Annotated in this window: 27 protein-coding genes and 1 riboswitch; of the genes, 7 read left to right on the top strand and 20 right to left on the bottom strand. The window is 71.0% G+C overall.

The window, feature by feature from the left end; translation table 11 throughout:
* Positions 1 to 15 precede the first annotated feature (15 nt).
* The 3 genes from ACIQ7M_RS32880 to ACIQ7M_RS32890 form a co-directional block, all read right to left on the bottom strand.
* On the bottom strand, positions 16 to 1,023 hold the full coding sequence (locus tag ACIQ7M_RS32880; protein ID WP_403651090.1) for a methionine synthase: 1,008 nt from the start codon (positions 1,021 to 1,023) through the stop codon (positions 16 to 18).
* 30 nt (positions 1,024 to 1,053) lie between these two features.
* Positions 1,054 to 1,752 (bottom strand): SDR family oxidoreductase, encoded by a 699-nt coding sequence (locus ACIQ7M_RS32885; protein WP_355767575.1) that lies wholly within the window; start codon positions 1,750 to 1,752, stop codon positions 1,054 to 1,056.
* Positions 1,753 to 1,869: 117 nt separating this feature from the next.
* Positions 1,870 to 2,409 carry a TIGR00730 family Rossman fold protein gene (locus tag ACIQ7M_RS32890; RefSeq protein WP_355767572.1) on the bottom strand — a complete coding sequence of 180 codons (540 nt, stop codon included), beginning with the start codon at positions 2,407 to 2,409 and terminating at the stop codon, positions 1,870 to 1,872.
* Between the two features lie 50 nt (positions 2,410 to 2,459).
* Here ACIQ7M_RS32890 and ACIQ7M_RS32895 point away from each other — a divergent pair, with 50 nt between their 5' ends.
* Both ACIQ7M_RS32895 and ACIQ7M_RS32900 read left to right on the top strand, forming a co-directional pair.
* Positions 2,460 to 2,783 carry a DUF427 domain-containing protein gene (locus ACIQ7M_RS32895; RefSeq protein ID WP_355767570.1) on the top strand — a complete coding sequence of 108 codons (324 nt, stop codon included), beginning with the start codon at positions 2,460 to 2,462 and terminating at the stop codon, positions 2,781 to 2,783.
* Positions 2,784 to 2,847: 64 nt separating this feature from the next.
* Complete coding sequence (locus tag ACIQ7M_RS32900) at positions 2,848 to 3,633, top strand: alpha/beta fold hydrolase (RefSeq protein ID WP_403651093.1); 786 nt, start codon at positions 2,848 to 2,850, stop codon at positions 3,631 to 3,633.
* 158 nt (positions 3,634 to 3,791) lie between these two features.
* Here ACIQ7M_RS32900 and mnmA read toward each other — a convergent pair whose 3' ends face one another.
* Positions 3,792 to 4,913: a tRNA 2-thiouridine(34) synthase MnmA gene (mnmA, locus tag ACIQ7M_RS32905; protein WP_355767564.1), complete on the bottom strand. Its 1,122-nt coding sequence runs from the start codon at positions 4,911 to 4,913 to the stop codon at positions 3,792 to 3,794.
* A 60-nt stretch (positions 4,914 to 4,973) separates the two neighbouring features.
* On the opposite strand from mnmA, the gene ACIQ7M_RS32910 reads away from it, so the two are divergent.
* The gene (locus ACIQ7M_RS32910; protein ID WP_355767561.1) at positions 4,974 to 5,678 is read left to right on the top strand and encodes an N-acetylmuramoyl-L-alanine amidase; all 705 of its coding nucleotides are present in this window, start codon (positions 4,974 to 4,976) and stop codon (positions 5,676 to 5,678) included.
* Between the two features lie 96 nt (positions 5,679 to 5,774).
* Here the strand turns inward: ACIQ7M_RS32910 and ACIQ7M_RS32915 are convergent, their stop codons facing one another.
* The 3 genes from ACIQ7M_RS32915 to ACIQ7M_RS32925 all read right to left on the bottom strand — a co-directional run bounded on the left by ACIQ7M_RS32915 (position 5,775) and on the right by ACIQ7M_RS32925 (position 7,644).
* Entirely contained in the window at positions 5,775 to 6,944 is a 1,170-nt protein-coding gene (locus ACIQ7M_RS32915; RefSeq protein WP_386980965.1) for a cysteine desulfurase family protein, read from the bottom strand.
* 70 nt (positions 6,945 to 7,014) lie between these two features.
* Positions 7,015 to 7,296 (bottom strand): DUF4190 domain-containing protein, encoded by a 282-nt coding sequence (locus tag ACIQ7M_RS32920; protein ID WP_403651135.1) that lies wholly within the window; start codon positions 7,294 to 7,296, stop codon positions 7,015 to 7,017.
* 180 nt (positions 7,297 to 7,476) lie between these two features.
* Positions 7,477 to 7,644 (bottom strand): hypothetical protein, encoded by a 168-nt coding sequence (locus ACIQ7M_RS32925; RefSeq protein WP_355767555.1) that lies wholly within the window; start codon positions 7,642 to 7,644, stop codon positions 7,477 to 7,479.
* A gap of 185 nt (positions 7,645 to 7,829) precedes the next feature.
* Here ACIQ7M_RS32925 and ACIQ7M_RS32930 point away from each other — a divergent pair, with 185 nt between their 5' ends.
* Positions 7,830 to 8,456 (top strand): TetR family transcriptional regulator, encoded by a 627-nt coding sequence (locus ACIQ7M_RS32930; protein WP_403651097.1) that lies wholly within the window; start codon positions 7,830 to 7,832, stop codon positions 8,454 to 8,456.
* Between the two features lie 285 nt (positions 8,457 to 8,741).
* On the opposite strand, the gene ACIQ7M_RS32935 is transcribed toward ACIQ7M_RS32930, so the two are convergent.
* Together ACIQ7M_RS32935 and ACIQ7M_RS32940 are read right to left on the bottom strand one after the other, a co-directional pair.
* Positions 8,742 to 9,092 (bottom strand): hypothetical protein, encoded by a 351-nt coding sequence (locus ACIQ7M_RS32935; protein WP_403651099.1) that lies wholly within the window; start codon positions 9,090 to 9,092, stop codon positions 8,742 to 8,744.
* Positions 9,093 to 9,250: 158 nt separating this feature from the next.
* Complete coding sequence (locus ACIQ7M_RS32940) at positions 9,251 to 10,213, bottom strand: YafY family protein (RefSeq protein WP_355767546.1); 963 nt, start codon at positions 10,211 to 10,213, stop codon at positions 9,251 to 9,253.
* Positions 10,214 to 10,315: 102 nt separating this feature from the next.
* On the opposite strand from ACIQ7M_RS32940, the gene ACIQ7M_RS32945 reads away from it, so the two are divergent.
* A complete protein-coding gene (locus ACIQ7M_RS32945) occupies positions 10,316 to 10,906 on the top strand; it encodes a TIGR03086 family metal-binding protein (protein WP_403651101.1) in 591 nt (196 codons plus the stop codon).
* Positions 10,907 to 11,042: 136 nt separating this feature from the next.
* On the opposite strand, the gene ACIQ7M_RS32950 is transcribed toward ACIQ7M_RS32945, so the two are convergent.
* Entirely contained in the window at positions 11,043 to 11,903 is an 861-nt protein-coding gene (locus ACIQ7M_RS32950) for a thioesterase family protein (RefSeq protein ID WP_355767783.1), read from the bottom strand.
* Between the two features lie 161 nt (positions 11,904 to 12,064).
* On the opposite strand from ACIQ7M_RS32950, the gene ACIQ7M_RS32955 reads away from it, so the two are divergent.
* Complete coding sequence (locus tag ACIQ7M_RS32955; RefSeq protein WP_403651103.1) at positions 12,065 to 13,369, top strand: alpha/beta hydrolase; 1,305 nt, start codon at positions 12,065 to 12,067, stop codon at positions 13,367 to 13,369.
* Here the strand turns inward: ACIQ7M_RS32955 and ACIQ7M_RS32960 are convergent.
* The 10 genes from ACIQ7M_RS32960 to ACIQ7M_RS33005 form a co-directional block, all read right to left on the bottom strand.
* Positions 13,269 to 13,934 (bottom strand): trimeric intracellular cation channel family protein, encoded by a 666-nt coding sequence (locus ACIQ7M_RS32960; protein WP_355767789.1) that lies wholly within the window; start codon positions 13,932 to 13,934, stop codon positions 13,269 to 13,271. The two genes, ACIQ7M_RS32955 and ACIQ7M_RS32960, sit on opposite strands and share 101 nt — an antisense overlap.
* 47 nt (positions 13,935 to 13,981) lie before the next feature.
* A complete protein-coding gene (locus tag ACIQ7M_RS32965) occupies positions 13,982 to 15,373 on the bottom strand; it encodes a M1 family metallopeptidase (RefSeq protein WP_403651106.1) in 1,392 nt (463 codons plus the stop codon).
* 107 nt (positions 15,374 to 15,480) lie between these two features.
* Entirely contained in the window at positions 15,481 to 16,776 is a 1,296-nt protein-coding gene (locus ACIQ7M_RS32970) for an ABC transporter ATP-binding protein (protein WP_403651108.1), read from the bottom strand.
* The gene (locus tag ACIQ7M_RS32975) at positions 16,773 to 17,870 is read right to left on the bottom strand and encodes an ABC transporter ATP-binding protein (protein ID WP_355767795.1); all 1,098 of its coding nucleotides are present in this window, start codon (positions 17,868 to 17,870) and stop codon (positions 16,773 to 16,775) included. Before ACIQ7M_RS32975 ends, ACIQ7M_RS32970 begins: the two co-directional genes overlap by 4 nt.
* Entirely contained in the window at positions 17,867 to 18,874 is a 1,008-nt protein-coding gene (locus ACIQ7M_RS32980; RefSeq protein WP_355767798.1) for an ABC transporter permease, read from the bottom strand. Before ACIQ7M_RS32980 ends, ACIQ7M_RS32975 begins: the two co-directional genes overlap by 4 nt.
* A 66-nt stretch (positions 18,875 to 18,940) precedes the next feature.
* A complete protein-coding gene (locus tag ACIQ7M_RS32985; protein WP_403651111.1) occupies positions 18,941 to 20,713 on the bottom strand; it encodes an ABC transporter substrate-binding protein in 1,773 nt (590 codons plus the stop codon).
* Between the two features lie 38 nt (positions 20,714 to 20,751).
* Entirely contained in the window at positions 20,752 to 21,750 is a 999-nt protein-coding gene (locus ACIQ7M_RS32990; RefSeq protein ID WP_355767803.1) for an ABC transporter permease, read from the bottom strand.
* A 476-nt stretch (positions 21,751 to 22,226) separates the two neighbouring features.
* Positions 22,227 to 23,027, bottom strand: coding sequence for an enhanced serine sensitivity protein SseB C-terminal domain-containing protein (locus ACIQ7M_RS32995; RefSeq protein WP_355767806.1), 801 nt, complete (start codon positions 23,025 to 23,027; stop codon positions 22,227 to 22,229).
* Between the two features lie 227 nt (positions 23,028 to 23,254).
* Positions 23,255 to 24,028 carry an enhanced serine sensitivity protein SseB gene (locus ACIQ7M_RS33000; RefSeq protein WP_403651114.1) on the bottom strand — a complete coding sequence of 258 codons (774 nt, stop codon included), beginning with the start codon at positions 24,026 to 24,028 and terminating at the stop codon, positions 23,255 to 23,257.
* 135 nt (positions 24,029 to 24,163) lie between these two features.
* Entirely contained in the window at positions 24,164 to 24,832 is a 669-nt protein-coding gene (locus tag ACIQ7M_RS33005; protein ID WP_403651116.1) for an AAA family ATPase, read from the bottom strand.
* A 175-nt stretch (positions 24,833 to 25,007) separates the two neighbouring features.
* Positions 25,008 to 25,104, top strand: a riboswitch (glycine riboswitch).
* A gap of 145 nt (positions 25,105 to 25,249) precedes the next feature.
* Between ACIQ7M_RS33005 and gcvT the strand changes: the two genes are divergently transcribed.
* A complete protein-coding gene (gene gcvT, locus ACIQ7M_RS33010) occupies positions 25,250 to 26,383 on the top strand; it encodes a glycine cleavage system aminomethyltransferase GcvT (protein WP_403651118.1) in 1,134 nt (377 codons plus the stop codon).
* Positions 26,384 to 26,506 lie beyond the last annotated feature (123 nt).

A 26,506-nucleotide genomic window follows, 5' to 3' on the forward strand; every position in this document is an offset into this window, starting at 1 on the left:
CGTTGTGTCCTCCCGTTACTCTGGGTTGTCCGCGAGGGATCTCGCCGCCCGGACGCAGTGGGCCAGCGCCCTGCGCGCGAAGTCGGGGGAGGCCCCCGCGAGTCCGCACGACGGAGTGAGCGTGACCGCCTCCGCGAGAAGACCCGGCCGCAGCCCCAGCCTGCGCCACAGCGTCCTGACTCCCATGACGCTACCGGCAGGGTCCGACAACGGGACGTCCACGCCGGGGACGACACCGGCGAACAGACGGGTACCGCCCTCGACCGCTTCCCCGATCGCTTCGTCGTCACGTTCGGTGAGGAGGGCGAAGTCGAACGAGATCGCCGCCGCGCCCGCCCGGCGCAGCAGGGCGAAGGGGACGTCCGGAGCGCACGTGTGGACCACGACGGGTCCGCCGCCGTTCGCCGCGACGACGTCCCGGAGCGTGGCCTCGGCGATCTGACGGTCGACGGCGCGGTGGGTGCGGTAGCCGCTGGCGGTCGGCACCCGGCCGCGGAGCACGGCGACCAGGGAGGGTTCGTCGAGCTGCAGGACGACCTCGGCCCCCGGGATCCGCCGGCGGACCTCGTCGAGGTGGATACGCAGTCCCTCGGTGAGCGAGCCGGCGAGGTCGCGGCAGGCGCCGGGGTCGGAGAGGGCGGACTCGCCGTTCCTGAGCTCCAGGGAGGCGGCCAGCGTCCAGGGCCCGACGGCCTGCACCTTGAGGGGGCCCTCGTACCCCTGGGTGAACTCCTCCAGGGCGTCGAGGTCCTCCCCCAGCCACGACCTGGCCCGCTTGGTGTCCCGGCCCGGCCGGTCGCCGAATCGCCAGCCGCTGGGCTCCACGCGCGCGTACAGCTCGACGAGCATCCCCGCGGTCCGGCCGATCATGTCCGCCCCGGGCCCGCGCGCGGGCAGTTCGGCGAGGAAGGGGAAGTCCTCGAAGGAACCGGTGACGGTCTTGGCGGCCTCCCGCGCGTCACCGCCCGGCATGGACCCGACCCCGGTGGCGGCGCCGAACCTGAACTCGCTGTTTTCGCTCACCCCGGAAGCCTACGGAATCCCGCGCGGGGGTCAGCCTCCCGGGCGCACCGTCAGGTCGTTGACCTCGGCGTCGCGGGGCAGGTCGAGCGCCATCAGGATCGTCGTGGCCACCGACTCGGGGTCGATCCACTTGGAGGCGTCGTACTCCTTGCCCTCCTGCTGGTGGACCTTGGCCTGCATGGGGCTGGCGGTGCGCCCCGGGTAGACGGAGGTCACCCGGACGCCGGCCGCGTGCTCCTCGTGGCGCAGGGAGTCGGCGAGGGCCTTCAGGCCGTGCTTGGAGGCGGCGTAGGCGGACCAGTCGGCGTGGGCGTTGAGCCCGGCGCCGGAGTTCACGAAGATCACGTGCCCCTGGGAGACCCGCAGCTGGGGCAGGAAGTGACGGGTCAGCTCGGCGGGGGCGATCAGGTTGACGTTGAGCTGGTGGCGCCAGGACTTCGGGGTCAGTTCGCCGACCGGGCCGAGGTCGACCACGCCCGCGATGTGCAGCAGGGAGTCGACACCGCCGGGGAGCGTCTGGTGCGAGAACGCCCAGGAGAGCTTGTCGGGGTCCGCGAGGTCGCCGACCAGGGTCTTCGCGCCGGGGAACGCGGCGGCCAGTTCCTTCGCCCGGCCGGCGTCGCGCGCGTGGAGCACGAGTTCGTCCCCGCGCGCGTGCAGACGGCGGGCGACGGCCGCGCCGATGCCGGAACCGGCCCCGGTGATCACATGTGTAGCCATGGACGCCATGCTCGCATCACCGGGCGCCGGTCTCGAACCGCCTGCCGGGCACCTCGGCGGGCCCGGGTCCCGAACCGCGTGCCCGGCACGTCGGCCGGTGCCGGGCTCGCGCCGCCCGCGGACACCTCAGCGGATGCCGGCGCTCTCCTCCAGGTAGGCCAGTGCCCCCACCGGCTCCTCGGCGAAGAACACCAGGTCGGTGAGGGGGCGCGGCAGGAAGCCCTCGGTGTCCATCCGCCGGAACTGCTCCTTGAGGCCGTCGTAGAAGCCGGCCGTGTTCAGCAGGACCACCGGCTTCTCGGTCTTCCCGTGCTTCTTCAGCTCCAGGATCTCGGTCGCCTCGTCGAGGGTGCCGGTGCCGCCGACCATGACGACCACCGCGTCCGCCTTCGCCAGGAGCAGCGCCTTGCGCTCGGCCAGGTCACGGGCGACGACCATCTCGTCGGTGCCCGGGCGGGCCCTGTCGGCCAGGAACTCCACGGAGACGCCCACCAGTCGTCCGCCCGCCTGCTGCACCCCGTCGGCGACGACCTTCATGAGCCCGACGTCGGAACCGCCCCACACGAGGGTGTGGCCGCCCTTTCCGAGGAGTTCGGCGAACTCCCGCGCGGGGCGTGTGTAGCGGTCGTCGAGGTCGGCGGCGGAGAGGAAGACACAGATGTTCATGACTTCACCGTACGCGGGAACGATTCGGGGCCCGCGAGCGCTTTCCCTGTATGGCTGAAGGACACACGATCACCATCGAGCAGGGCGCGCGGAGCGTCCGCGTCGTGCACGGCGGCCAGGTCCTGGCGGAGAGCGACCGCCCCCTGGTGCTGCGCGAGACGGGCTGTCCGGCCCGCTACTACATCCCGCCCGAGGACGTCCGCCTGGACCTGCTGACGCCCTCCGACACCCACACGTACTGCCCGTTCAAGGGCACCGCGTCCTACTGGTCGCGTCCCGGCGCGGCCGATCTCGTGTGGGCCTATCCGGATCCCAAGCCCGATGTCGCCGAGATCAAGGACCATCTGTGCTTCTACGAGGTCGACGTGTCCTGAGATCCGGGCGGACGCGGGCGTGGTGACGCGATGAGTTCCCGGGCTGCGGGCAGTCTGTGGAGACATGGACAAGAAGACCATCTCGCGCGACGGGACACCCATCGCGTACGAACGCCACGGTGACGGCCCGACGGTCGTCCTGGTCGGCGGTGCCATGTGCACCGGCGCCACGCTCGCGCCGCTCGCCGAGGCCCTCTCGGACCGCTTCGGCGCCGTCACCTACGACCGGCGGGGCCGCGGCGGCAGCGGCGACACGGTGCCCTTCGCGGTGGCCCGGGAGATCGAGGACATCGCGGCACTGATCGGGGTCTTCGGGGGCAGCGCGGCGCTGTACGGCATCTCGTCGGGCGGCGCGCTGGCCCTGGAGGCGGCCATGAGCGGGCTGCCCGTCCGTGAGATCGCCGTCTACGAGACGCCGTTCGCCGTCGACGACGTGGCGGGCAAGCAGCGGGCCGAGTACACCGAACGGCTGACGGAACTGCTCGGCCAGGACCGGCGCGGCGACGCCGTCGAGCTGTTCCTGACCCTCGTGGGCACGCCCCCGGAGATGATCGCCGGGGTGCGCATGTCCCACGCCTGGCCCGGCATGGAGGCCATCGCGCCGACCCTCGCGTACGACGACGCCGCGCTGGGCGCGAACCGGGTGCCCCGCGAACGGCTGGCCTCGCTGGCCCTGCCCCTGCTGTCCGTCGCGGGCGACGCGAGCCCCGGGTGGATGCGCGAGGCGGCGCGGAGCATCGCGGAGGCGGCGCCGAACGGGTCCTACCGCACGCTGGAGGGGCAGACCCACATGGTGGATCCCCGGGCGCTGGCGCCGGTGCTGGCGGAGTTCTTCACCACGGCCGACTAGCAGCCGGCTGTGCCGAGGGGACGAGATCCCTCTCCCGGTCCCTCGCGTGCCCGACCGCGCCGGTCGGGCACGTCGGGCAGCTCCGGCATGCCGGGCCGGTCGGGTATGCCGGGCCGGTCGGGTATGCCGGGCCGGTCGGGCGGACCGCGCAGGTCCCTCTAGACGTCCGCCGTCGCGCGCGTGGTCGTCGCGATCGTCGCCGAGCCCACCACGCGGGTGTCGTCGTACAGGACGACCGCCTGGCCGGGGGCGACGCCGCGGACCGGCTCGGTGAAGGTGACCCGCAGTTCGCCGTCCACCAGCTCGGCGTTCACCTCGGTCTCGCCGCCGTGGGCGCGGAGCTGGGCGGTGTAGGTGCCGGGGCCCGTCGGGGCCGCTCCGCACCAGCGGGGCTTGATCGCGGTCAGCGCGGACACGTCCAGGGAGGCCGCCGGGCCGACCGTGACCGTGTTGTTCACCGGCGAGATGTCGAGGACGTAGCGGGGCTTGCCGTCGGCGGCCGGGGTGCCGATGCGCAGTCCCTTGCGCTGGCCGATCGTGAAGCCGTACGCGCCCTCGTGCGAGCCGATCGTGGCGCCGGTCTCGTCGACGATGTCGCCCTCGGCCTTGCCTAGCCGGCCCGCGAGGAAGCCCTGGGTGTCGCCGTCGGCGATGAAGCAGATGTCGTGCGAGTCCGGCTTCTTGGCGACCGCCAGGCCCCGGCGCTCGGCCTCGGCCCGGATCTCGTCCTTGGTGGTGACCGTGTCGCCGAGCGGGAACAGCGCGTGGGCGAGCTGGCGGTCGTCCAGGACGCCGAGGACGTACGACTGGTCCTTGGCCATGTCCGAGGCGCGGTGCAGCTCGCGGGTGCCGTCCTCGCGGACGATCACCTGGGCGTAGTGGCCGGTGCAGACCGCGTCGAAGCCGAGCGCGAGCGCCTTGTCCAGCAGCGCGGCGAACTTGATCTTCTCGTTGCAGCGCAGGCACGGGTTCGGGGTGCGGCCGGCCTCGTACTCGGCGATGAAGTCCTCGACCACGTCCTCGCGGAAGCGCTCGGCGAGGTCCCAGACGTAGAAGGGGATGCCGATGACGTCGGCGGCCCGGCGGGCGTCGCGCGAGTCCTCGATGGTGCAGCAGCCGCGCGCGCCGGTCCTGAACGATTGCGGGTTCGCCGAGAGGGCGAGGTGCACGCCCGTCACGTCGTGCCCGGCCTCGGCGGCACGGGCGGCGGCTACGGCGGAGTCCACGCCGCCCGACATGGCGGCGAGGACGCGGAGGGGGCGCTGCGAGGTGTCAGTCATAACCCCTCCAGGGTACGGGGCCGTGGGAACCGGAACCCGCGAGTATCCGTTGAAGATCGCATGGGGGCCAAAAAGAAGAGTCCGGGAGCGCAGCGGAGCCGTGGAGCCGCGGCGGGAGCCGGGGACGGCGACAAGCCGGTCGGCCGCCGGGTGCTGCTGATCGGCGGTCTGGCGGCCGCCGTGAGCGCGGCCGGTCTCGCCCGGGAGGAGCTGTCGCACCTGTGGTGGCGGCTGCCGGGCGTGGAGAAGTCACGTGTGGCGGGGGCGGTGGACTTCCGGGGCGCGCGGTGGGTGGCGGCCTCCTCGGCGAACTGGCGGCGGGCCGACCGTCCCGACGACTACGGGATAGACCGCGTGGTCATCCATGTCACCCAGGGCAGCTTCGCGAGCGCGGTGCGGGTCTTCCAGGACCCCAAGCACGGGGCCGCCGCGCACTACATCGTGCGCAAGGACGGCCACGTCACGCAGATGATCCGCGAGCTGGACGTGGCGTTCCACGCGGGCAACCGCTCGTACAACGAACGCAGTGTCGGCATCGAGCACGAGGGATTCGTCGACCGCCCCTCGTCGTTCACGGACGCGATGTACGAGGCGTCGGCGCGGCTGACGGCCGGGATCTGCGGGCGGTACGGCATCCCCGTGGACCGCGAGCACATCATCGGGCACGTCGAGGTCCCGGGCACGGACCACACCGATCCCGGACGCCACTGGGACTGGGACCGGTACATACGGCTCGTACGGCGGGCACACACGGCGGCCGCCTGACGGGGACCGCCCGGTCCCGCGTCCCCTTCCCGCCGGGGCCCGCCCTCCCGGGTCCGCCCACCCGCGCCCCGCGGTCCCGGGCGTCACGGGGTGAGGTCAGGTGAGGCCCGCCCTGCGCGCCCGTTCCACCGCCGGGCCGATGGCCCGCGCCACCGCGGCGACGTCCGCCCGCGTGGAGGTGTGGCCGAGGGAGAAGCGCAGGGTGCCCCGGGCGAGGTCGGGGTCGGTGCCGGTGGCGAGGAGGACGTGGCTCGGCTGGGCCACCCCCGCCGTGCAGGCCGATCCCGTGGAGCACTCGATGCCCTGCGCGTCGAGCAGCAGGAGCAGCGAGTCGCCCTCGCAGCCGGGGAACGTGAAGTGCGCGTTGGCGGGCAGCCGGCCCCCGGGTGCCGGGTCGCCGCCGAGGATGGCGTCGGGCACGGCCTTGACGACGGCGTCGGCCAGGTCGTCGCGCAGGGCGCCGATCTCGCGGGCGAACCACTCCTGGCGCTCGGCGGCGAGCCGTCCGGCGACCGCGAAGGACACGACGGCGGGCACGTCGAGCGTGCCGGAGCGGACGTGGCGCTCCTGACCACCGCCGTGCAGCACGGGCACCGGGCTGTACTCACGGCCGAGGAGCAGCGCGCCGATCCCGTAGGGACCGCCGATCTTGTGGCCGGACACCGTCATCGCGGCGAGGCCGGAGGCCGCGAAGTCGACGGGGACCTGGCCGAAGGCCTGGACCGCGTCGGCGTGCAGCGGGACGTCGAACTCGGCGGCGACGTCGGCCAGTTCACGGACCGGCATGATGGTGCCGATCTCGTTGTTGGCCCACATGACCGTGGCGAGGGCGACGTCCTCGGGGTTGCGGGCGATGGCCTCGCGCAACGCTTCGGGGTGGACGCGGCCGTAGGCGTCGACGGGCAGGTACTCGACCGTGGCGCCCTCGTGCTCGCCGAGCCAGTGGACCGCGTCGAGAACGGCGTGGTGCTCGACGGGGCTCGCCAGTACGCGGGTGCGGGCCGGATCGGCGTCTCTGCGGGACCAGTACAGCCCCTTCACCGCGAGGTTGTCGGCCTCGGTGCCGCCGGAGGTGAGGACCACCTCGCTGGGGCGGGCGCCGAGGGAGTCCGCCAGGGTCTCGCGGGCCTCCTCGACCGCGCGCCGCGCGGTGCGGCCGGCGGCGTGGAGGGAGGAGGCGTTGCCCGTGACGCTCAGTCGGGCGGTCAGGGCCTCTACTGCCTCGGGAAGCATGGGGGTGGTCGCGGCGTGGTCGAGGTAAGCCATGGTGGGCTCGATTCTACGGGCCCGCTCCCCCTCCCCCGGGCCCCCCGGCCCCTTGGCCGTGGCGGTGACCTCAGAAGCTCCAGGACACCGTGTTGTCGACCTGCATGAAGGCGACCAGGACGACCAGGTCGGCGATCCCCAGACCGAGGCCGAGGAAGGCGCGGCCCCGGCGGGCCGTGCCGCGCCAGAGGGCGACGGAGGCGAGGACGATGGCGATGGGGCCCAGGAAGAGGTTCAGCACGAGCAGGCCGAGCAGGCCGAGGACGAAGGAGGCCACGGCCATGCCGTCGGCGTCCTTGACGCCGGTCGGGCGCGTGGCGCGGACGGTTCCGTCGGCACCGGGGGTGCGCACGGCTTCGGCGGCGCGGTCGGCGCCGGTGGTGCGGGGCGCGGCGGTGGCGGGGGCCGTGCGGGTGGAGCGGGTGGTGCCGGTGGTGCGCGCGGTGAGTTCCATGACGTGAGTCAGCTCCCAACGGTCAGTTGGTGAAGGGGTTGGACCAACGGCCGGTCGGCAATGGTGCGGGACCGACGGTCAGTTGGCGGAGGAGTGGCGTCGGCGGGCTCCGCGCTCGCGCAGCGCGAAGACGATCAGCCAGACGCCGATGACGGCCGCGGCGGCGAGGGTGAAGCTCAGCGGCGCGTGCGCCACGGAGCCCATCACCACGCCGAGCAGCAGGAGTGCGGCGACGAGGAACAGCATGAGATGCCTCTCGAAGAAGTCTCGAAGTCCGGTCCCGGAACGTCCGGCACCTCAACGGTGAGGGTCCGATGTTTCCGGGACTTGACGACTCAGTGAACGGTTGCAGTAACACTTGTTCACTGACTCTGGAGTCTAACGTGCTCCACGGCTTTTAAATTCCAGAGAACAGTTGTTAACTGCATGGCATGAGTCACACTCTCGGCATCCGTCAGGCGCAGAAGCAGAAGACCCGACAGGCTCTGCTGGACGCCGCGTTGGGGCTTCTGGAGAATCAGAGCCTGAGCAGCCTGGGGCTGCGCGAGGTCACCCGCGCCGTCGGAGTCGCCCCGACCGCCTTCTACCGGCACTTCCGCTCGACGGCGGATCTCGGGGCGGCGCTGGTCGAGGAGGCGCTCGGAAGCCTGCACCCGATGATCGAGGACACGCTGACCACGGCCGGGGACAGCGACGAACGCATCGCCCGCGCCGTGGAACTGATCGCCCACCACGTCGCGGCGCATCCGGCGCACGTCCGTTTCATCGCGCGCGAGCGGCACGGCGGGGTCGCCCCGGTGCGGGACGCGATCCGTGAGCAACTGGCCCGGTTCGCCGAGGAGGTCAGGGACGCGCTGGCCGAGCACCCCGAGTCGGCGGGGTGGAGCGACGGCGATCTGCTGATGCTGGCCGGCCTGTATGTCGACCACATGCTGATGGCGGCCTCGGCGTTCCTGGAGGCGCTGGACGGCTCCGCGGCCGACCGCGAACGAGTGGCCGGGGTGGCGAGCCGCCAGATGCGGCTGATCAGCATCGGCCGCCGCCACTGGCTCGGCTGACCGCCACGAAGCAGCCCCGAGCGGAGCTTGGACACGGTTCGGGGAGTCGGCCTTGCCCGGGACTCGGCAGGCCGGTACGGGCCTGGAGAGCGGCCCCGCACGGGACTCGGCAGGCCGGTGCGGGACCCGGGGAGGCAGGCCGGTGCGGGACCCGGGGAGGCAGCCCCCGCACGGGACTCGGCAAGGCCGATGCGGGCCTGGAGAGCAGCCCCGCACGGGACTCGGCAGGCCGGTACGGGACCCGGGGAGGCAGCCCCGCCTGGCCGGCCCGCCCGGGCCCCGGGCTCAGCCCTGGCCCTGACCCGCCTGGCCGCCGCCGGGGCCGCCGCAGCCGCCGCCCTGGCCGCCACCCGTGCCACCGCCGGGGGCTCCGCTCGGCATGCCCGAGGGGAACCCGGAAGGCGCCTTCCCGGTGGGCACGCCCGAAGGAACGCCGGACCGCGAGGGCATGCCCGTGGGAGCGCCGCTGGGGCGGCCCCCGGGCCCGCCGCTCGGCATCCCGGACGGGCGGGTGCAGTTCTGCTCGCCGGAGGTGGTGCCGTCCGAGGACGACGAGTCACCGGAGCCACAGGCCGCCAGGAGGGGCGAGAGCGCGAGGACGGCGACGAGGGGAACAAGTCGTGCACGACGGTTCATTGGGGCAACTCCCAGTCAAGTCACGTGAATCGGCCGACGAGAGCCGGACGAGCGGGAGACAGCGGACCAGATCCACGTAGGGCCGCGCTGTGCCGAAGCTGTGTCTTGCTGTGCGCCGCGACCCCGACGCGGTCCCGCCCGGTCCCGGCACCGGGTGCTCAATCCCCCTCGTACACCGCGCCGATGGCCGCGGCCGTCGCGGCCAGCTCCCGGCGCGCCTCGGCCGGAGCGAGGACCTCCAGCGCGTCCCCGAAGGCCAGCAGGGTCCGGGACTCGCGCACCGAGCCGAGGACGAGACGCGCGGTCACCCACTCACCGGCGCCGTCGTCCTCGGGCAACTCGGCGAGGGAGGCCGCGTGGAGGCGTACGAACATGTCGAGGCGGGAGCGCCGTACCCGAACCGTGACGTCGACACCGCCCGGCCGCTCCTCGACCTGACGGCGCAGTACCTCCCAGGCGTCGGCGAGTTCGACGCCGGGTCGGCGCCGCACCGGGTCCGGCAGCAGGGTGGCCGAGCGGACCCGGTCGGCGCGGAACAGCCGCGGAGCGCCCCGCCGGTCGGCGACCAGGTACCAGACACCGGCCTTGGAGACGAGACCGTACGGGTCGACGGTGCAGGTGCGCGGCTCGGCGTCGCCGCCGTGGCGGTAGCGCAGCCGGAGCCGGCGGTCGGAGAAGACGGCGTCCTGCAACACGTCCAGATCGACGGTCCGCCGGGGACCGCCCCTCCAGCGGGTGGCGTCGACGAGGATCCGCCGGCCGGCGACCTCGGCGGCGGGCCTGAAGGGGGCGGGCAGCGCGGCCATCACCTTGCGCAGCGCCGAGCCGAGCGCCGCGTCCAGGCCGAGGGCGGCGTGCGCGCCCCGCGCGGCCAGGATGAACAGCGACCGGGACTCGTCCGCGGTCAGTCCGGTGACGTCCGTACGGAATCCGGCGAGCAGTTCGATGCCGCCGTGCCGCCCGCGTTCGGCGTAGACGGGGACGCCGGAGGCGGACAGGGCCTCGACGTCCCGGTAGACGGTGCGCACCGACACCTCCAGCCGGTCGGCGAGTTCGCGGGCCGGGACGCGGCCGCGTGTCTGGAGCAGCAGCAGGATCGAGAGCAGACGGTCGGACTTCACGCGCCCAGGATCGCGCCCGCGCCGGGCCGGCACAAATGTTGACGGAAACTGTCAGGTTATGCGTCGAGAGTGAGGGCACACCGAGACACGGAAGAGGTAGTCATGAACGCGATGGACCCCCGCCCTCTGTACACCCGCGCCGCCGCTCAGATCGCGTCGCTGATCGCGGCCGTCCGGCCGGAGCAGTTGGACGGTGTCACACCGTGCGCCGAGTTCGACGTACGTCTGCTGCTGTCGCACCTGGTCGGCGGCACCCGGCGGATCGCCGTGATCGGGGCCGGCGGCGACGGGCTCGCGGTGCGGCCGTTCGCCGACGGCGTGCCGGACGACGGCTGGAGCGCCGCCTACGACGAGGCCAGGGAGCAGGTCCGCGTGGCGTGGGCGGACGACACGCGGCTGGACGCGGCGGTGCGGGTGCCCTGGGGCGAGACGGCGGGACGGATCGCCCTCGCCGGGTACGTCATGGAGGCGGTGACCCACACCTGGGACCTCTGGGAGGCGCTGGGAAGGCCCCTCGAACTCGATCCGGAACTGGCCGAGTTCGCGCTCACGATCGCTGCCCGCGTGCTGCCCGACGAGGGGCGCGAGGACGCCGAGCTGCCGTTCGGCGCCGTGGTGCCGGCGCCCGAGGGCGCGGACGCCTACGGGCGGCTTGCGGCCTGGATGGGCCGCCGCCCCCTGGTGACCGCCTGACGGCGCGGAGCGCGGATTCGGGGGCACCCCCGGCAGGAGGGGTGCCCCGAGTCCGTGGCCGGGCCGCGGCCGGGGGCCCGGAGACCCCGGACCGACGGGTCGCGGCCCGGCCCCGGGGCGTGAAGGCCGGAGCGGGTCAGCCGAGGCGGGCGCGGGCGAGTTGGCGGGACTGGGCGACCAGGCGGTCCTCGCTGTCCCAGACCTCCGCGTCCTCCTCCAGGAAGCCCCCGGCGAGGTTGCGGGTGGTGATCGACACGCGCAGCGGGCCGGGCGCCGGGCGGCACCGCACGTGCACGGTCAGCTCGACGGTCGGCACCCAGCCGGAGAGGCCGATCTCGAAGGCCGTCGGCGGCAGCGCGTCGACCGCGAGGAGCAGCGAGAGCGGGTCCGCGTCCCGGCCGTCGGCGAGTCCGAACCAGGACCGCATCTCACCCTTCCCGGACGGAGCGCCGAGCGCCCAGCCGAGGGTCGCGGGGTCGAGCTTCAGGAACAGCCGGTCGGTGATCGCCGAGCTGCCGGGGATGGGGGCGGGGGCGTCCTGCGGCCCGAAGCACTGGTCCATGGGCGGGATCGCCGGCGGCAGCGCGGTCGTGCGTACGTCGTCGGGCAGGGAGTCGAGGTCGCCGTACGAGGCGAGCACGCGGATGCGCTCGACCTCGCGGCCCTCGTCGTCGTACTGGAAGAGGGAAGCCTGTCCGGTCGACAGCGTCCGGCCGGTGCGTACGACGTCCGTGCGGACGACCGCGGGGCCCGGCTGGGACGCGGTCAGATAGTGCGCGGAGACCGTGAAGGGGTCGGAGTGCGGGAGGGCGTCGGCGAGCGCGCGGCCGAGGACGGCCAGCAGATAGCCGCCGTTGACGGCGTTGATGATCGTCCACCCGGCGGAGAGGTCGACGTCGTAGACGCCGTTCCCGCGCGGGGTGACGGCGGTGTCCCGGTCGAACTCGCTGTCGCCGATCGTGGCCCGTACGGCCTGTACCGAAGCTGCTTCTGGCATACGTGAACGGTACAACAGGAAATTACTAAGCGGTAGCTTTCACTCGTTCGGGCGTGCGAACACCGTCGCAGTCCGGCCATCCAGGTGAGGATTCGGCAATTTCTTGTCAAGTGTCCGCAATCATCCGTGACCAATCGGTCCGAGTTCTCCTCTGATGGGACATGAGCCTCACCGGGACTTCGTTCCTCCTGACCTCCTTCGTCCTGTGCGCCGTCGCCCTCCTCCTGCCCTTGGCCCTGTGGTCCCGGGTGCCCGGACCGGCGCCGTTGCGCGCCGCGGCCCGGCTCCTGATGCTGCTCTTCGCCCAGGGGACGGCGATCAGCCTGGTGTTCGTCCTCGTGAACAACGCCAACAACCTGTACGACGACTGGGCCGACCTCCTCGGCACCGGAAACCATGTCCAGCAGGCCGCCGACCTCGGCGCGGACGGCACCGGTGGGATCTCGCTGAAGGACCTGCCCCGGATGCGGCAGACCTTCCGTCCGGCCCAGGGGCCGCGCATGCGGCAGGCCGGCGGGGTGCGCGTCACGGACCTGAGGGGACGGGTGTCGGGGGTGAACGCCGAGGTCTACGTCTGGCTGCCGCCGCAGTACGACGAACCCGCCTACCGGCACCGGACGTTCCCCGTCGTGGAGCTGCTGCCGGGATACCCGGGCTCCGCCAAGGCGTGGTTCGGGTCCCTGCGGGTGCACGAGCAGTTGCGGCCGATGATGCTCGACGGCCGGGTCGCGCCGTTCATCCTGGTCGCGCCGCGCACCAACCTGCTGGCCAGGGCGGACACCGGCTGCGCGAACATCCCGGGGACGGTGAACGCGGAGAGCTGGCTCAGCATCGACGTGCCGCGGATGGTCATGGACAACTTCCGCGCCGAGCCCGCCCCGAGCGGCTGGGCCGCGGCCGGATACTCGGCCGGGGCGCACTGCGCCACCAAGCTGGCCGTCGCCCATCCCGACCGCTACCGGGCCGCGGTGAGCATGTCCGGCTACAACGACCCGAAGGGCGAACGCAGTTCACTCGCCGGGCGGAGCCTCGAACTGCGCCGGCGCAACAATCCCTACCTGCTGCTGCGCGCCGAGCGCGTCCACCCCCGGATCGCCCTCTACTTCTCCGGCGAGTCCGGTGACGGCTACCAGGCGGGCACGGCGATCCAGGCGGTCGCGAAGCCGCCGACGAGCGTGGACGTGGTGCTGCTGCCGCGCAGCGCGGGCGGCCACGACATGGGCCTCTGGCGGCCGCAGCTCCCGCAGGTGTTCCGCTGGCTGACCGAGCAGTTCGACGGCGGCAGGGGAGGCACCGCGGACGCCGGAGGCACCTCGGACGCGGGAAGCACCCGTGAGGCCGGAGGCGCCGCGGACGGGGCGGGCGTCAGGAAGTCTCTTCCTCCCGCACCGTCGAGCGGCGGTTCCACGCACGCGGAGCTCGCCAGTGGTACCGCATCGCGAACAGGCGCAGCACGAAGGCCGTGACGATGGCGAGGCCGCTGGTGAACGGCGTGAGCGCGTCGTAGCGGATGCAGAGCACGACCATCGTGGCGCCGACCATCGCCGGGACCGCGTAGAGGTCACGGTCCCAGCGCAGCAGGGAGGGGACCTCGTTGGCGAGGACGTCGCGCAGCACGCCGCCGCCCACGGCGGTCGCGAGGCCGAGGGCGGCGGAGGCGGTCAGGCCGAGCCCGTAGTCGTACGCCTTGACGGTGCCGGTGACACAGAACAGTCCGAGCCCGGCCGCGTCGAAGACGTTCACGCCGACCTGGATGCGCTCGACCTGCGGGTGCAGGAAGAACACGAGCAGGGCGGCGACGAGCGGGGTGGTGAAGTACCCCAGGTCGGTGAAGGCGGCCGGGGGTACGGCACCGATGATGATGTCGCGCAGCAGCCCTCCGCCCAGCGCGGTGATCTCCGCGAGGACGGCGATGCCGAAGACGTCGAAGTTCTTGCGGACGGCCAGCAGGGCGCCGGAGATCGCGAAGACGAAGATGCCGATCAGATCGAGCGTGTGCTGGACGGAGGGGCTGAAAAGTTGCTGGAACACCCCCACATTCTGACCTGTCGCGGGGTGTGCGCCTTACGAAGGAAGGTCTAGAGGGCCGGCTTGCCTGTGGTGAACAGCCAGGTCTGGAAGAGATCGTCGAGCTGCTGCCCGGAGACCTTCTCGGCGAGGGCGATGAAGTCGGCGGTACTGGCGTTGCCGTACCGGTGCAGCTTCGTCCATGCGGGCAGCAGCTTGAAGAACGCGGTGTCGCCGATGCGCTCGCGCAGCGTCTGGAGCGTCATCGCGCCCCGCTGGTAGACCGCCGAGGCGAACATCGTGTCGCGCTGCGGATCGCCGACCGTGGTCTGCCAGAAGGCGGACTCCGCGGGTCGCTGGTTGTACCCGGCGAGGAACGAGTCGTGCGCCGACCGGGTGCCCTTGTGCTCGGCCCACAGCCACTGGGCGTAGGTCGCGAAGCCCTCGTTGAGCCAGATGTCCTTCCAGTGGGCCACCGAGACCGAGTCGCCGAACCACTGGTGGGCGAGCTCGTGCACGATGGTCGTCTCCGACCGCACCGCCGAGTACGCGGGCTTCGACTGGACCTCCAGCGAGAAGCCCGCCTCGGGCATGTCGTCGACGATGGCGCCGGTCTCCTCGAACGGGTACGGCCCGAACACCTGCGACCAGTAGTCGGTCGCCTCGGCGGTGACCGCGTACACGTCGACGCTGTTGCTGTTGGCGAGCACCGGGTCGATCGCGACGTAGATCGGCGTACCGCCCGGGGTGGTGCCGGTCCGCACGTCGAACGTCCCGATGGTCGCCGTCGCGAGATAGGTGGCCATGGGCCGGCTCTCGCGCCAGTGGGTGACCGTGGAGGCGCCCTTGTCGCGGGTCGACATCAGGCGTCCGTTGGAGACCGCCGTCAGGCCCTTGGGCGCCGTGATGCGGATGTCGTAGGTCGCCTTGTCGGAGGGGTGGTCGCTGGAGGGGAACCAGGTGGAGGCGGCGTTGGGCTCGCAGGCGACGAACACGCCGTCCGCGGTCTTCATCCACCCGTAGTCGGAGCCGAACACGATCGGGCCGTTGAGCGGCTCGGGGACCCCGCCGTAGGTGACGGTCACCGTGAAGTTCTTGCCCCTGGCCAGCGGGCCGCGGGGGGTGACGCGGATCTCGTCGCCCTCCCGCGTGAAGTGGGCTTTTCTGCCGTTCACCTCGACCTTCGTGACGTCCAGTTTCTGGAGGTCCAGGTCGAAGGAGGAGAGGTTCCGGGTGGCGCGGGCGGTGAGGGTCGTGACGCCGTCGAGGCGGTCGGTGCCGGGGTCGTACGCCACGTCGAGGGCGTAGTGGCGGGCGTCGAAGCCGCCGTTGCCGAGCTGGGGGAAGTACGTGTCACCGATGCCGTCCGCGCCGGGGGTGGGGGCGGAGGAGGCGGCGACGAGGAAGAAGGAGGCCGCCGCTGTGGCGAGCGCGCCTAAACGTGCCGAACGGGAGAGTGCCATTTCGCGTCCCTTTCGTACGTGTGCCGATCGTTTCCGATCAGACGGACACGCAGGACTCTGCACTCTCCCGCTCGGGCATGTTCATGACTTTGCCAAGTCGTCATGGCCTACTTGCCGGTTGACTCCTGACGATCGGCTTCCGCAACCGCGGAGTCCTTCGTGGAGCCGGCCTCGTCACCGGTGGCGGTGTCCGACGCCGTGCCGGCCTCGTCACCTTCGGCGGCGAGCTCGGCCGGAGCCTTGCCCGACACCTCGGCGGACTCCACACCGGACACCAGCTCGACTGCCTCACGGGCGGCCGAGAGCAGGACGACGTCCTGCGGAGCCTGGTCCGCGGCGTTCTCCGGGTGGTGACAGGCGACCTGCTGGCCGGGCTTCAGCTCGATGAGCGGCGGCTCGGTCGTCTTGCAGACCTGCGTGGCCTTCCAGCACCGGGTGTGGAACCGGCAGCCGCTCGGCGGCGCGATCGGCGAGGGAACGTCACCCTTGAGCAGGATCCGCTCGCTCTTGGCGCCCCGGCGCTTGGGGTCCGGCACCGGCACGGCCGACATGAGGGCCTTGGTGTACGGGTGCATCGGCGCCTGGTACAGCGAGGTGCGGTCCGCGAGCTCGACGATCTTGCCGAGGTACATCACCGCGATGCGGTCCGAGACATGGCGCACGACGGAGAGGTCGTGAGCGATGATCACGTACGTCAGACCGAGCTCGGACTGCAGGTCGTCCATCAGGTTCACGACCTGGGCCTGGATCGACACGTCGAGGGCCGAGACCGGCTCGTCCGCCACGACCAGCTTCGGCTTCAGGGCGAGCGCGCGGGCGATGCCGATGCGCTGGCGCTGACCGCCGGAGAACTCGTGCGGGTAGCGGTTGTAGTGCTCGGGGCTCAGACCCACCAGCTCCAGGAGCCGCTGGACCTCCTTCTTCACACCGCCCTCGGGCTCCACGTTCTGGAGCCGGAAGGGCGCCGAGACGATCGAGCCGATGGTGTGACGGGGGTTCAGCGACCCGTACGGGTCCTGGAAGATCATCTGGATGTCACGGCGCATCGGACGCATCTTCGAGGCGCTGAGACGGGTGATGTCCCGGCCCTCGAACTCGATGGTGCCGCCGGTCGGGTCCTGGAGACGGGTGATGACCCGGCCCATGGTCGACTTGCCGCAGCCGGACTCGCCGACGACGCCGAGCGTCTCGCCCTTGCGGACCTCGAAGTCGATGCCGTCGACGGCCTTGACCGCGCCGACCTGACGCTGGAGAACGCCCTTCCGGATGGGGAAGTGCTTCTGGAGCCCCTGGACCCGGAGGAGGACCTCGCTGCTCTCGGAGGACTTGGCGCGGTGCGCGGGAGCCGCGGCCTGCTGCGGAATCACCGCGCCGGCGCCGTCCGTCTTCTTGTTCTCACTCACAGCTTCGGCGCAATCTCTTCGGTCCAGATCCGCGTGCGGTCCTCCTGCGAGAGGTGGCAGGCGGTGTAGTGGCCGCTGCCAACGAGCTGCAGTTCGGGGCGCACGGTGCGGGTGACATTGCCCTTGGGCAGGTCCGCGTACGGGCAGCGCGGGTGGAACGCGCAGCCCGAGGGGACGTTGATGAGGCTCGGCGGCTGACCCTTGACGGGGATGAGCCGCTCGGACGTCTCGCGGTCGATACGGGGCATCGAGCCGAGCAGACCCCAGGTGTAGGGGTGCTGCGGCTGATCGAAGACCCGCTCGGCGGTGCCGCGCTCGACGCACCGGCCGCCGTACATCACGAGGACGTCGTCGGCGATCTCGGCCACCACACCCAGGTCGTGGGTGATGAGGACGACCGCGGAGCCGAACTCCTTCTGCAGGTCGCGGATGAGGTCGAGGATCTGCGCCTGGACGGTGACGTCGAGGGCGGTCGTCGGCTCGTCCGCGATGAGCAGCTCGGGGTTGTTGACGAGCGCCATCGCGATCATCGCGCGCTGGCGCATACCGCCCGAGAACTCGTGCGGGTAGCTGTCGACGCGCTTGCCCGGCTCGGGGATGCCCACGCGGTCGAGCATCTCGATCGCCCGCGTGCGGGCGACCTTCTTGCTGACCTTGTGGTGGGTGCGGTACGCCTCCACGATCTGGTTGCCGATCGTGTAGTACGGGTGCATCGCGGACAGCGGGTCCTGGAAGATCATCGCCATCTCGCGGCCGCGGAGCTTGCGCACCTCGTCCGGGTGGGCGTTGACCAGTTCCTTGCCGTCGAGCCAGATCTCGCCCGACATCTGGACGTTCTTGCCGCGCGCGCCGAGGCGGTGCAGACCCATGATCGCCAGCGAGGTGACGGACTTGCCGGAACCCGACTCGCCCACGACGCAGAGGGTCTTGCCCTTCTCCACCGAGAAGCTGAGCCCGTCGACGGACTTGACCAGACCGTCGTCGGTCGGGAAGTGCACCTTGAGGTCGCGCACTTCGAGGAACGCCTTGGGAGCGTCCGAGGGCGAGGAGACGGGCTCGCCGACGGCGGCGCCTGTCTTGGAAAGTTCGGTCACGAGAGCCTCACCCGCGGGTCGGCGGCGGCGTACAGCAGGTCCACCAGAAGATTTGCCACGACGACGAAGGCCGCGGCGAGAAGAGTCACGCCGAGGATCTTCGGCAGGTCGTTGTCGGTGATGCCCTGCACCGCGTACTGGCCGATGCCGTGCAGAGAGAACACGGATTCGGTGATCACGGCACCGCCGAGCAGCAGACCGAGGTCCATGCCGAAGACGGTGATGATCGGGGTGAGGGCGGCGCGCAGTCCGTGCCGGACCACGACCTTGCCCTCGCGCAGGCCCTTGGCGCGGGCCGTGCGGATGAAGTCCTCGTTCATCGTCTCCAGCATGCCCGAGCGGGTGAGCCGCGCGTAGATGGCGGAGTACAGGAGAGCGAGAGAGCACCACGCGGGGAAGAGGGTGTTGGCCCATTCCGCGGGGTTCTCGGTGAGCGGGACATAGGTGCGGCCGAAGATCGGCCAGTTGACGGTGAAGAGCAGCAGCGCCAGGTTGCCCGTGAAGAACATGGGCAGCGAGACACCCGCGAGCGCGATGCCCATGAAGGTGCGGTCGAGAATCGAACGCGGCTTGAGGGCGGAGATCACACCCGCGGCCACACCGGACAGCAGCCACAGCACCGCGGCACCCGCGGCGAGCGACAGGGTCACCGGAAGACGCGAGGTGAGGTCCGGCCACACGGCCTGGTGGGTCTTGAAGGAGTACCCGAAGCACGGCGCGTCACAGTGCGCCGTGGTGGGACCCAGGTCGTAGGTAGCGCCGCTGACGATCCCCTTGATGAAGTGCCAGTACTGGACGTAGACGGGCTGGTCCAGACCGAGGTTGTGCTTGACCGCGATGATGTCGGCCTTCGTCGGGCTCTTCCCGATGTACTGCTGCGCGAGCTGGTCGGGCGTCTGGCCGGCCAGTCTGGGCAGCAGGAAGAAGATGGCGAAGGTGACCGCGGAGACGACCAGGAGCAGGATCGCTGCCGCTGCCGTCCGACGGAGGATGTACGAAATCACGGGGATCGGCGCTGGTGCCCGCGGGCTGAGCCCGCGGGCACCAATGCCTTCACCTGCCTTCCGGGGCTACTTCTTCGTGGTGCCGATGTTGAGGTAGTCGTACTGACCGCTGAAGGCCGCCGTGGAGACCAGGTTGGTCGCGTACTGCGGGCGGGCCAGCAGAACCTTGAAGTAGGTCAGCGGCACGAGGACGGCGTCGTCCATGGTCTTCTTGTCGATCTGCGTGTACAGGGCGAGACGCGCGGCGTCGTCCTGCGTGCCGATCGCCTTCTCGAGGAGACCGTTGACGTCCTTGTTGTCGTACTGCGACAGGTTGGTGTTACCGGAGTCGCCGATCGCGGAACCGTTCAGGATCTGCTGCTGGAAGCCGTAGCCGGAAGGCCAGTCGGCACCCCACTGCATCATGATCAGACCGATGTTGTTCTTCTCGGTGAACTTCGGGACACCCGCGTAGTCGGTGAAGTACTTGCCCGACGGGTACTGCTTCAGGCTGGCGTTGATGCCGACCTTCTTCAGCGAGGCGATGATCGCCGTGGCGGCGTCGATCTCCTGCGGGCGGTCGCTGCGGGCGGAGATGTTGGTGTTGATGGTCTCCTTGCCACAGGCCTTGAGCTGCTCCTTGGCCTTGGCGGCGTCACCCGTGTTGCCGGCCGACGCGTAGACGTCCGACTTCTCGTAGCCCGGGATGTCCGGCGGGAGAACCGTGGAGGCGATGTCGCCGCGGATCGGGCCGCCCTCGGCCGTCTGGACCGAGACCTTGTCGATCGCGAACTGCACGGCCTTGCGGCACGCGACGTTGTCGAACGGCTTCACCTTGGTGTTGATCGCCATGTAGACCAGACGGCCACCGTAGGTGTTGTCCGTGTTGGCCTTCTTGGCGGCGGAGGTGAGCACGTCCGCCTGGGTCGCGGCCTGGACACCGCCACCACCGAGGTCGATCGCGTCGCCCGCGAGGACGTCCTTGTCGATCGTCTCGGCGGCGACCTTCAGGTTGACGACGATCTTGTCCGGGTACTGCTTGCGCAGCGGGTCGGTCGCGGCGTCCCAGTTCTCGTTGCGCACGAGGACGGCCTGCTTGCCGTCGGCGTAGCTCTGGAACTTGTACGAGCCCGAGGACACGATGTTCTTGACGTAGTCGACGCCGTTGTCCTTGGCCTGCGGGACCGGAGCCGTCTGCGGCGAGGCGACCAGGTAGTCGAACTCCTGGAAGGCCGTCTTCAGGTGGAAGACGACGGTGGTGTCGTCCGGGGTCTCGATGGAGGAGAGGCCCTTGGCGCTCTTGTCCTTGTAGGGACCCTTGTACTTGTCGCCGCCCACGAGGAACTGCTGGAAGTAGTTCGGGCCGAGGGAGAGCACGTCACGCGCGAAGTTGGAACGCTCGACCGCGTACTTCACGTCCTTCGACGTGATCGCGGAGCCGTCCTGGTACTTCAGGCCCGAACGCAGCTTGTACGTCCAGGTCTTGCCGCCGTCGCTCGGGACACCCTTGGAGGCCGCGAGGTCCGGGACAAGGGTGTTGCCCTTCTCGCCGGCGCCGGGCTGGAACGTCATCAGCGGGCGCGCGTACAGGCGGCTGAGGTTGTACATGTACGCGTAGTACGTGTTGCCCGGGTCGAAGGAGTCCGGCACGTCCGAGTACTCGTACGTGACCGTGCCCCCCTTCTTGGTGGAGGCGTTGACGACGTCTTTGGTCGCTGCGTTGGCCCCAGCTGACTTCGTGTTGTCGGTGTTCTTGTTGTCATCGGCCTTGCTGCAGCCTGCAACGAGCAGACTCGCGGAGCCGATGGCCGCAATGGCGGCCAGCGTTGACCTACGCATGATGGGCGGGTTCCCCTCCATTGTCGGAAACTTGGTGATCTCTCGGTGTCCGTCAGGCATCAGCGGCTGCGCGGGTCGAGAGCGTCGCGGAGACCGTCGCCCAGAAGATTGAAGGCGAGGACGGTCACGAAGATGGCGAGGCCGGGCACGATCATGAACTGCGGGTCGACCTCGTAGTAGGTGACCGCTTCACGGAGCATGCCGCCCCAGGATGCCTGCGGGGGCTGGATACCGACCCCGAGGAAGCTGAGGGACGCCTCGAAGAGGATGTTGGTCGGGATGAGCAGCGTCGAGTAGACGATGATCGGGCCGACCAGGTTGGGCAGCAGCTCCCGGAACAGGATGTACGGGCCCTTGGCGCCCATGCCCCGGGAGGCGTCCACGAATTCCCGCTCGCGCAGGGCCAGGGTCTGACCGCGCACGATACGGCCCAGGTAGGGCCAGTTGAAGAAGCCGATCACGAAGATCAGCACGCTCAGGTGGAGCGGGAGCCCTTCGAGGCCGAAGGCGCCGCCCTGCAGGGTGGCGGAGATGGCGATCGCGAAGAGCAGGAGGGGGAAGGCGAGGAAGGTGTCCATCAGGCGGCTGATGATCGAGTCGACCCGCCCGCCGTAGAAGCCCGCGACGACGCCCAGGATCGCGCCGATCACGTTCGACAGGATGGTGGCGCCGAAGGCGACGACCAGCGACACCCAGGAGCCCTCCAGGAGGCGGGTGGCGAGGTCGCGGCCGAACTTCGGGTCCACACCGAGCGGGTGGTCCGCGCTCATGCCGCCCATCCCGCCCTTGGGCAGCGAGGTGTTGGCGTCGATCAGGTCCTGGTGGAAGGCGTTCGGGTCCAGCCCCAGCATCGACTGGATGGGTCGGGCGAGGACGGCCATCAGGATGAGCAGGACGACGATGACACCGCCGGCGACCGCCACCTTGTCGCGCTTGAAGCGCGTCCAGGCGATCTGTCCCAGGGAACGGCCCTCGATCCGCCCCTTGCCGGCTCCGGCAAGCACAGCCTCAGGCTGCGCTTCCGATGCCGCCGCGGTGGTCTCGATCGGTGCGGTCACAGTGACCCGACCCCTCTCGCCGGTGGTGACCGGCCTACGACTGCCGCTGTCTGCGGCTTGGTTCACTTGCTCGCCGGGATGTTGACCGCAGATGGTGCGGTCCGGTGATCCGGCTGATGATTCGGCTTGCACTCGCTCACGGGATCGACGACCCCGTGTCTGATGGGCGAGTCTTCAGTGCCGCCACGATCAGTTGCCAGGCCTCATGGAGAAACTATGCGCAACCGTGATGCTTGTTGGGGGATTCCGTTATCCGAACAGTGGGTAACGGGAGTCGGACGACTGCCAATTGAGCTCGAAGGCCTCGAAAGAGTCTTTTTGATCAGAAGTCCCACCAAATTGGGACAATCGGCACATCGGTCCGCTTCCCCGCAGGTCAGCAGTATGGAACGCACGCCTCGTGAAGGCCGTGTGCAGAATCATGATGCCAGCCGTTCTCGCACTGACATCCGACAGGTCCGGGATTCGGGACGCCCTCAGTAGCCGCCGCGGGCCGGGGGATAGCCGTAACCGCCCGCGATCGGCGCCTGCGCCGGGGCGGCGTGGGCCTCACGGTCGTAGAACGGACGGGCGTTCGCGCGCAGCCACATCGCCACCGGGTCGAACTCGTCCGACATCGCGACGGTGGAGACGGGCAGGCCGTCCGGAACCGCGCCGATGGACTGCTGCATCATCGCCCGCACCGAGTCGACGGCGGGCGGCGAGGTGTCGTACACGTCCAGGCCGATGGCCAGATATGGCGCCCCGAGCGTGGGTTGGACCCAGGCCCGGCGCAACGACCGTACGGCCGGGGTCAGATGGGCGTTCTGCGTGATCAGGGCGTAGAACTGCGGAATCTCGATGGCCGGTTCGGACAGCCGCAGCGGGCCCGCGGGCTGGCGCTCCAGGCCCGTGGCGATCCGGCGCAGATCCAGCCACGGAATGCCGAGACCGCCGTTCGGGGCGTGCGGGTTGAGCCAGAGGCCGAAGTGGTCCGGGTACAGGGTGCGGGCGACGTCCAGCCCGTCCACGACCTCGTAACTGCGGTTCCAGCCACTGGCCGAGAGCTCCTGGGCGGAAGTGACGCAGGGCGCGTAACCGAAGCCGTCCACCTGCATGTTCCCGTACTGGGCGTCCGGGGAGCCGGCCTGGCCGTGCCACAACAGCATCCACACCTGGCCGGACGACGGGGTCGCGAGCGCGCGAAGGAGCGCCTCGTAGGCGTCATAACGCCCGGGAGTCACCTGGCGCAGCATGTGCTCGACCTGCCCGGCCGCGGCCGTGCCCGACGCGCTCACCTTCAACCGCCCCTTCGCGAACAATTCACGACGAACTCATCCCTTACGCCCGAGGCGCCGGTTACCGACATGCGTCAACACCTCGACCAGGCCATGAAACCAGCTTATGCGGCGATCGTGCTCCGCCGGGGGAAGCAGTCGAAGGCCGAGAACCGCCGCGCGGGGCGGCCGAAGGCCCCGCGCGGCGGGTGCGCGGTCCGGCGGGACACCCGCGCCACCCGCGTCGTTCAGTGACCGTGCTGGTAGAAGGGCCGCACCGTCGCCCGCATCCAGTCGCCGACCGGGTCCTGCGTCACGTCGAGGAGAACCAGGTTCACCGCGATGTTCACCGGGACCCGGCCGAGCGCACGGCCCAGGGCGTCCAGGGGCAGGGCGCGCGCGTCGCCCTCCCACACCGAGAGCTCGACGCCGATGAACATGACCGGCGCGTCGCCCTCCACGCTGGCCAGACAGCGCCGCGCGCTCAGGACGACACCGGTGGCGGCGAACTCCGCCGAGGCCGCGGCGAGGAAGTCCATCGGATCGTCCTGCCAGTCGGGCTCGAAGAGCCGCACGCGGCCGCCGCCGGCCGCCCCGTCCAGTTCGGACCGCCCGGCCCTGCACAGCTCGGCGACGGCAGGGGGCGGCAGCGGCACGCCGACCACGCCGTCCGGGTTCACCACGATGCCGGCCTGCGGGGGGAGTCCGCGGGCGAACTCCACGGCGGGCGCGATCGTGTAGGACATGTGACCGCCGACGACCTGGCGGAACTGCTCCTCGGAGCTGAAGACGGGGACGTAGACCTGCCCGCCGATGTCCATCGTGGGCAGATCGAGCGGACCGCTCTGCGCGCCGCCGCCGTTCGGCAGCGGCACCCACACGAAGCTGCGGCCGAGCACCTCGACGATGCGGGCGGCCGTCGAGGGCCCGGGCATGCCGAGGGAGGCGGACAACACCTCCTCCAGCTCGTTGCCGGGCCAACCGCCGTGCGGATGGGGGTGCGCCTGTGCCGGAAAGTCCATCTGTCTACCGTCCGCTTCGAACCATTGTTCCGGCTGGTTAGGTTAATGGGCCACCACGGCCGGTCAGTGGCCGAAGCCGATCCCGCGGCACAGCGCCGCTCGGTGGCCGAAGCCGATGCCGCGGCACACCGCCGCTCAGTGGCCGAAGTCGATCCTGTGCAGCACGTCCGCCGCGGCGCGGTCGATCAGCACCGCGGAGCCGCACCCCTCGGGCAGGTCCCCCCGCTCGGCCGAGCGCAGCAGCCGGGCGACCCCGCCGCGATGGCGGGCGAAGGCGTAGCGCGAGACGCCCCGGCCGCGCTCGCGCTGGCCGTCCAGCGCGGTGCCGGGCGTGACGTCGAGCAACAGCAGGTGCAGCGCCCCGCCGCGGCGCCGGGCCTCGCGGGCGAGCCAGCGGCGCACCCAGGCCTGCGTGCCGCAGTCGTGCACGACGAGTCCGCCGCCCTCGCGCAGGGCGCGGCGCAGGCCGGCGTAGTGCGCGAGGCGGACGAGGGGGCGGTAGAGCGCGTACGGCAGGCGCCCGGACATCCGGCCGTCCCAGCGGTCGCGGGTGTCCTGGGAGTCGACGCGCACGCCGAGCACGGCCCGCCGCATCAGGGTCGACTTGCCGCTGCCGGGCAGTCCGCTGACCACGACCACGTCGTGCGCCCCGAAGCGGAGACCGTGCGGACTGTGCCCGACCCGGTCACGGAGGTCCCGCACGACGGCCGCGACACGCGGTCCGCGGGCCTCCCGGGCCGGTGCGCCGGGCTGCTCGGGCAGTGCGAGACCCGAGGTCGTCGCGTACGCCCTGGTCCTGTTCACCCTGGCCGTCCTCCCCTTCGGTGTGGAGTCCCATCCCCGTCGAGTGTAAAGAGAAGGTAATGCCCGGCGCTTCCCCATTTCATGCGCGGACTGCCACAGCACGGTCACAGATGGCGGGCTGCCGTGATCCGACGGCGCGTGCGATGATGGCCGCGCCAACTGCATACCGGCCGCTTGAATCCGCGCGGGAGAGTCCTGGGTACGTGTACCCGGGCGCCGAAGGAGCAAGTCCCTCCCTTGAATCTCTCAGGCACCGTTACCGCGCGGGCGAGGCACATCTGAAAAGCGGGCCGCTCCGTCGGCTCCACCCAAGGTGCAAGTCAGGACCACCGATTCGTGGGGTCTTGATGAACCTCTCAGGTTCCGATGACAGATGGGGAGGAACGACCTCGCCGTCATGCCCTGGGAGCCAGACCGATGAGCAGCAACGCACCCCGTCACACCGCGCTCGATGCCCTGCATCGTTCGCTCGGCGCGACCATGACCGACTTCGCGGGCTGGGACATGCCCCTGCGCTACGGCTCGGAGCGCGACGAGCACCTCGCCGTCCGCACGAAGGCCGGTCTCTTCGACCTCTCCCACATGGGCGAGATCACCGTCACCGGACCGCAGGCGGCGGCTCTCCTGAACCACGCGCTGGTCGGCAACATCGCCACCGTCGGCGTCGGCCGGGCCCGCTACACGATGATCTGCCAGGAGGACGGCGGCATCCTGGACGACCTGATCGTCTACCGCCTGGCCGACGACGAGGCCGGGTCCCCTCACTACATGGTCGTCGCCAACGCCTCCAACGCCCAGGTCGTGCTGGACGCCCTGACGGAGCGCGCCGCCGGTTTCGACGCCGAGGTGCGCGACGACCGTGACGCGTACGCGCTGATCGCCGTGCAGGGCCCCGAGTCCCCCGGCATCCTCAAGGCGGTCACCGACGCCGACCTCGACGGCCTGAAGTACTACGCGGGCCTGCCGGGCACCGTGGCCGGCGTCCCGGCCCTGATCGCCCGCACCGGCTACACCGGCGAGGACGGCTTCGAGCTGTTCGTCGCCCCCGCCGACGCCGAGAAGGTGTGGCAGGCGCTGACCGACGCGGGCACCCCGGCCGGTCTCGTCCCCTGCGGCCTCTCCTGCCGCGACACGCTGCGCCTGGAGGCGGGCATGCCGCTGTACGGGCACGAGCTGACCACCTCGCTGACCCCGTTCGACGCCGGCCTCGGCCGGGTCGTGAAGTTCGAGAAGGACGGCGACTTCGTGGGGCGCGCGGCGCTCGAGGCGGCCGCCGCCCGCGCCGGGCAGAACCCGCCGCGCGTCCTCGTCGGCCTGATCGCCGAGGGCCGCCGGGTGCCGCGCGCCGGGTTCTCGGTCGTCGCCGGCGGCGAGGTGATCGGCGAGGTCACCTCCGGCGCCCCCTCCCCCACGCTGGGCAGGCCGATCGCGATGGCGTACGTCGACGCCGCGCACGCCGCTCCGGGCACGACCGGTGTGGGCGTGGACATCCGGGGCAGCCACGAACCGTACGAGGTCGTGGCGCTGCCGTTCTACAAGCGCCAGAAGTGACACTGGTCCGCAAGGGCCGGACATGACACGGACGCCTTCCGGGCGCCGCCGGCGACGGATGCCCCCCGGGCTCCGGCACGGACGGGCGCCCGCCCGGGCGCACCGGACGTGACCCTGGGCACA

This window comes from Streptomyces sp. NPDC096324 (genome assembly GCF_044763015.1).
Classification (GTDB): Bacteria; Actinomycetota; Actinomycetes; order Streptomycetales; family Streptomycetaceae; genus Streptomyces.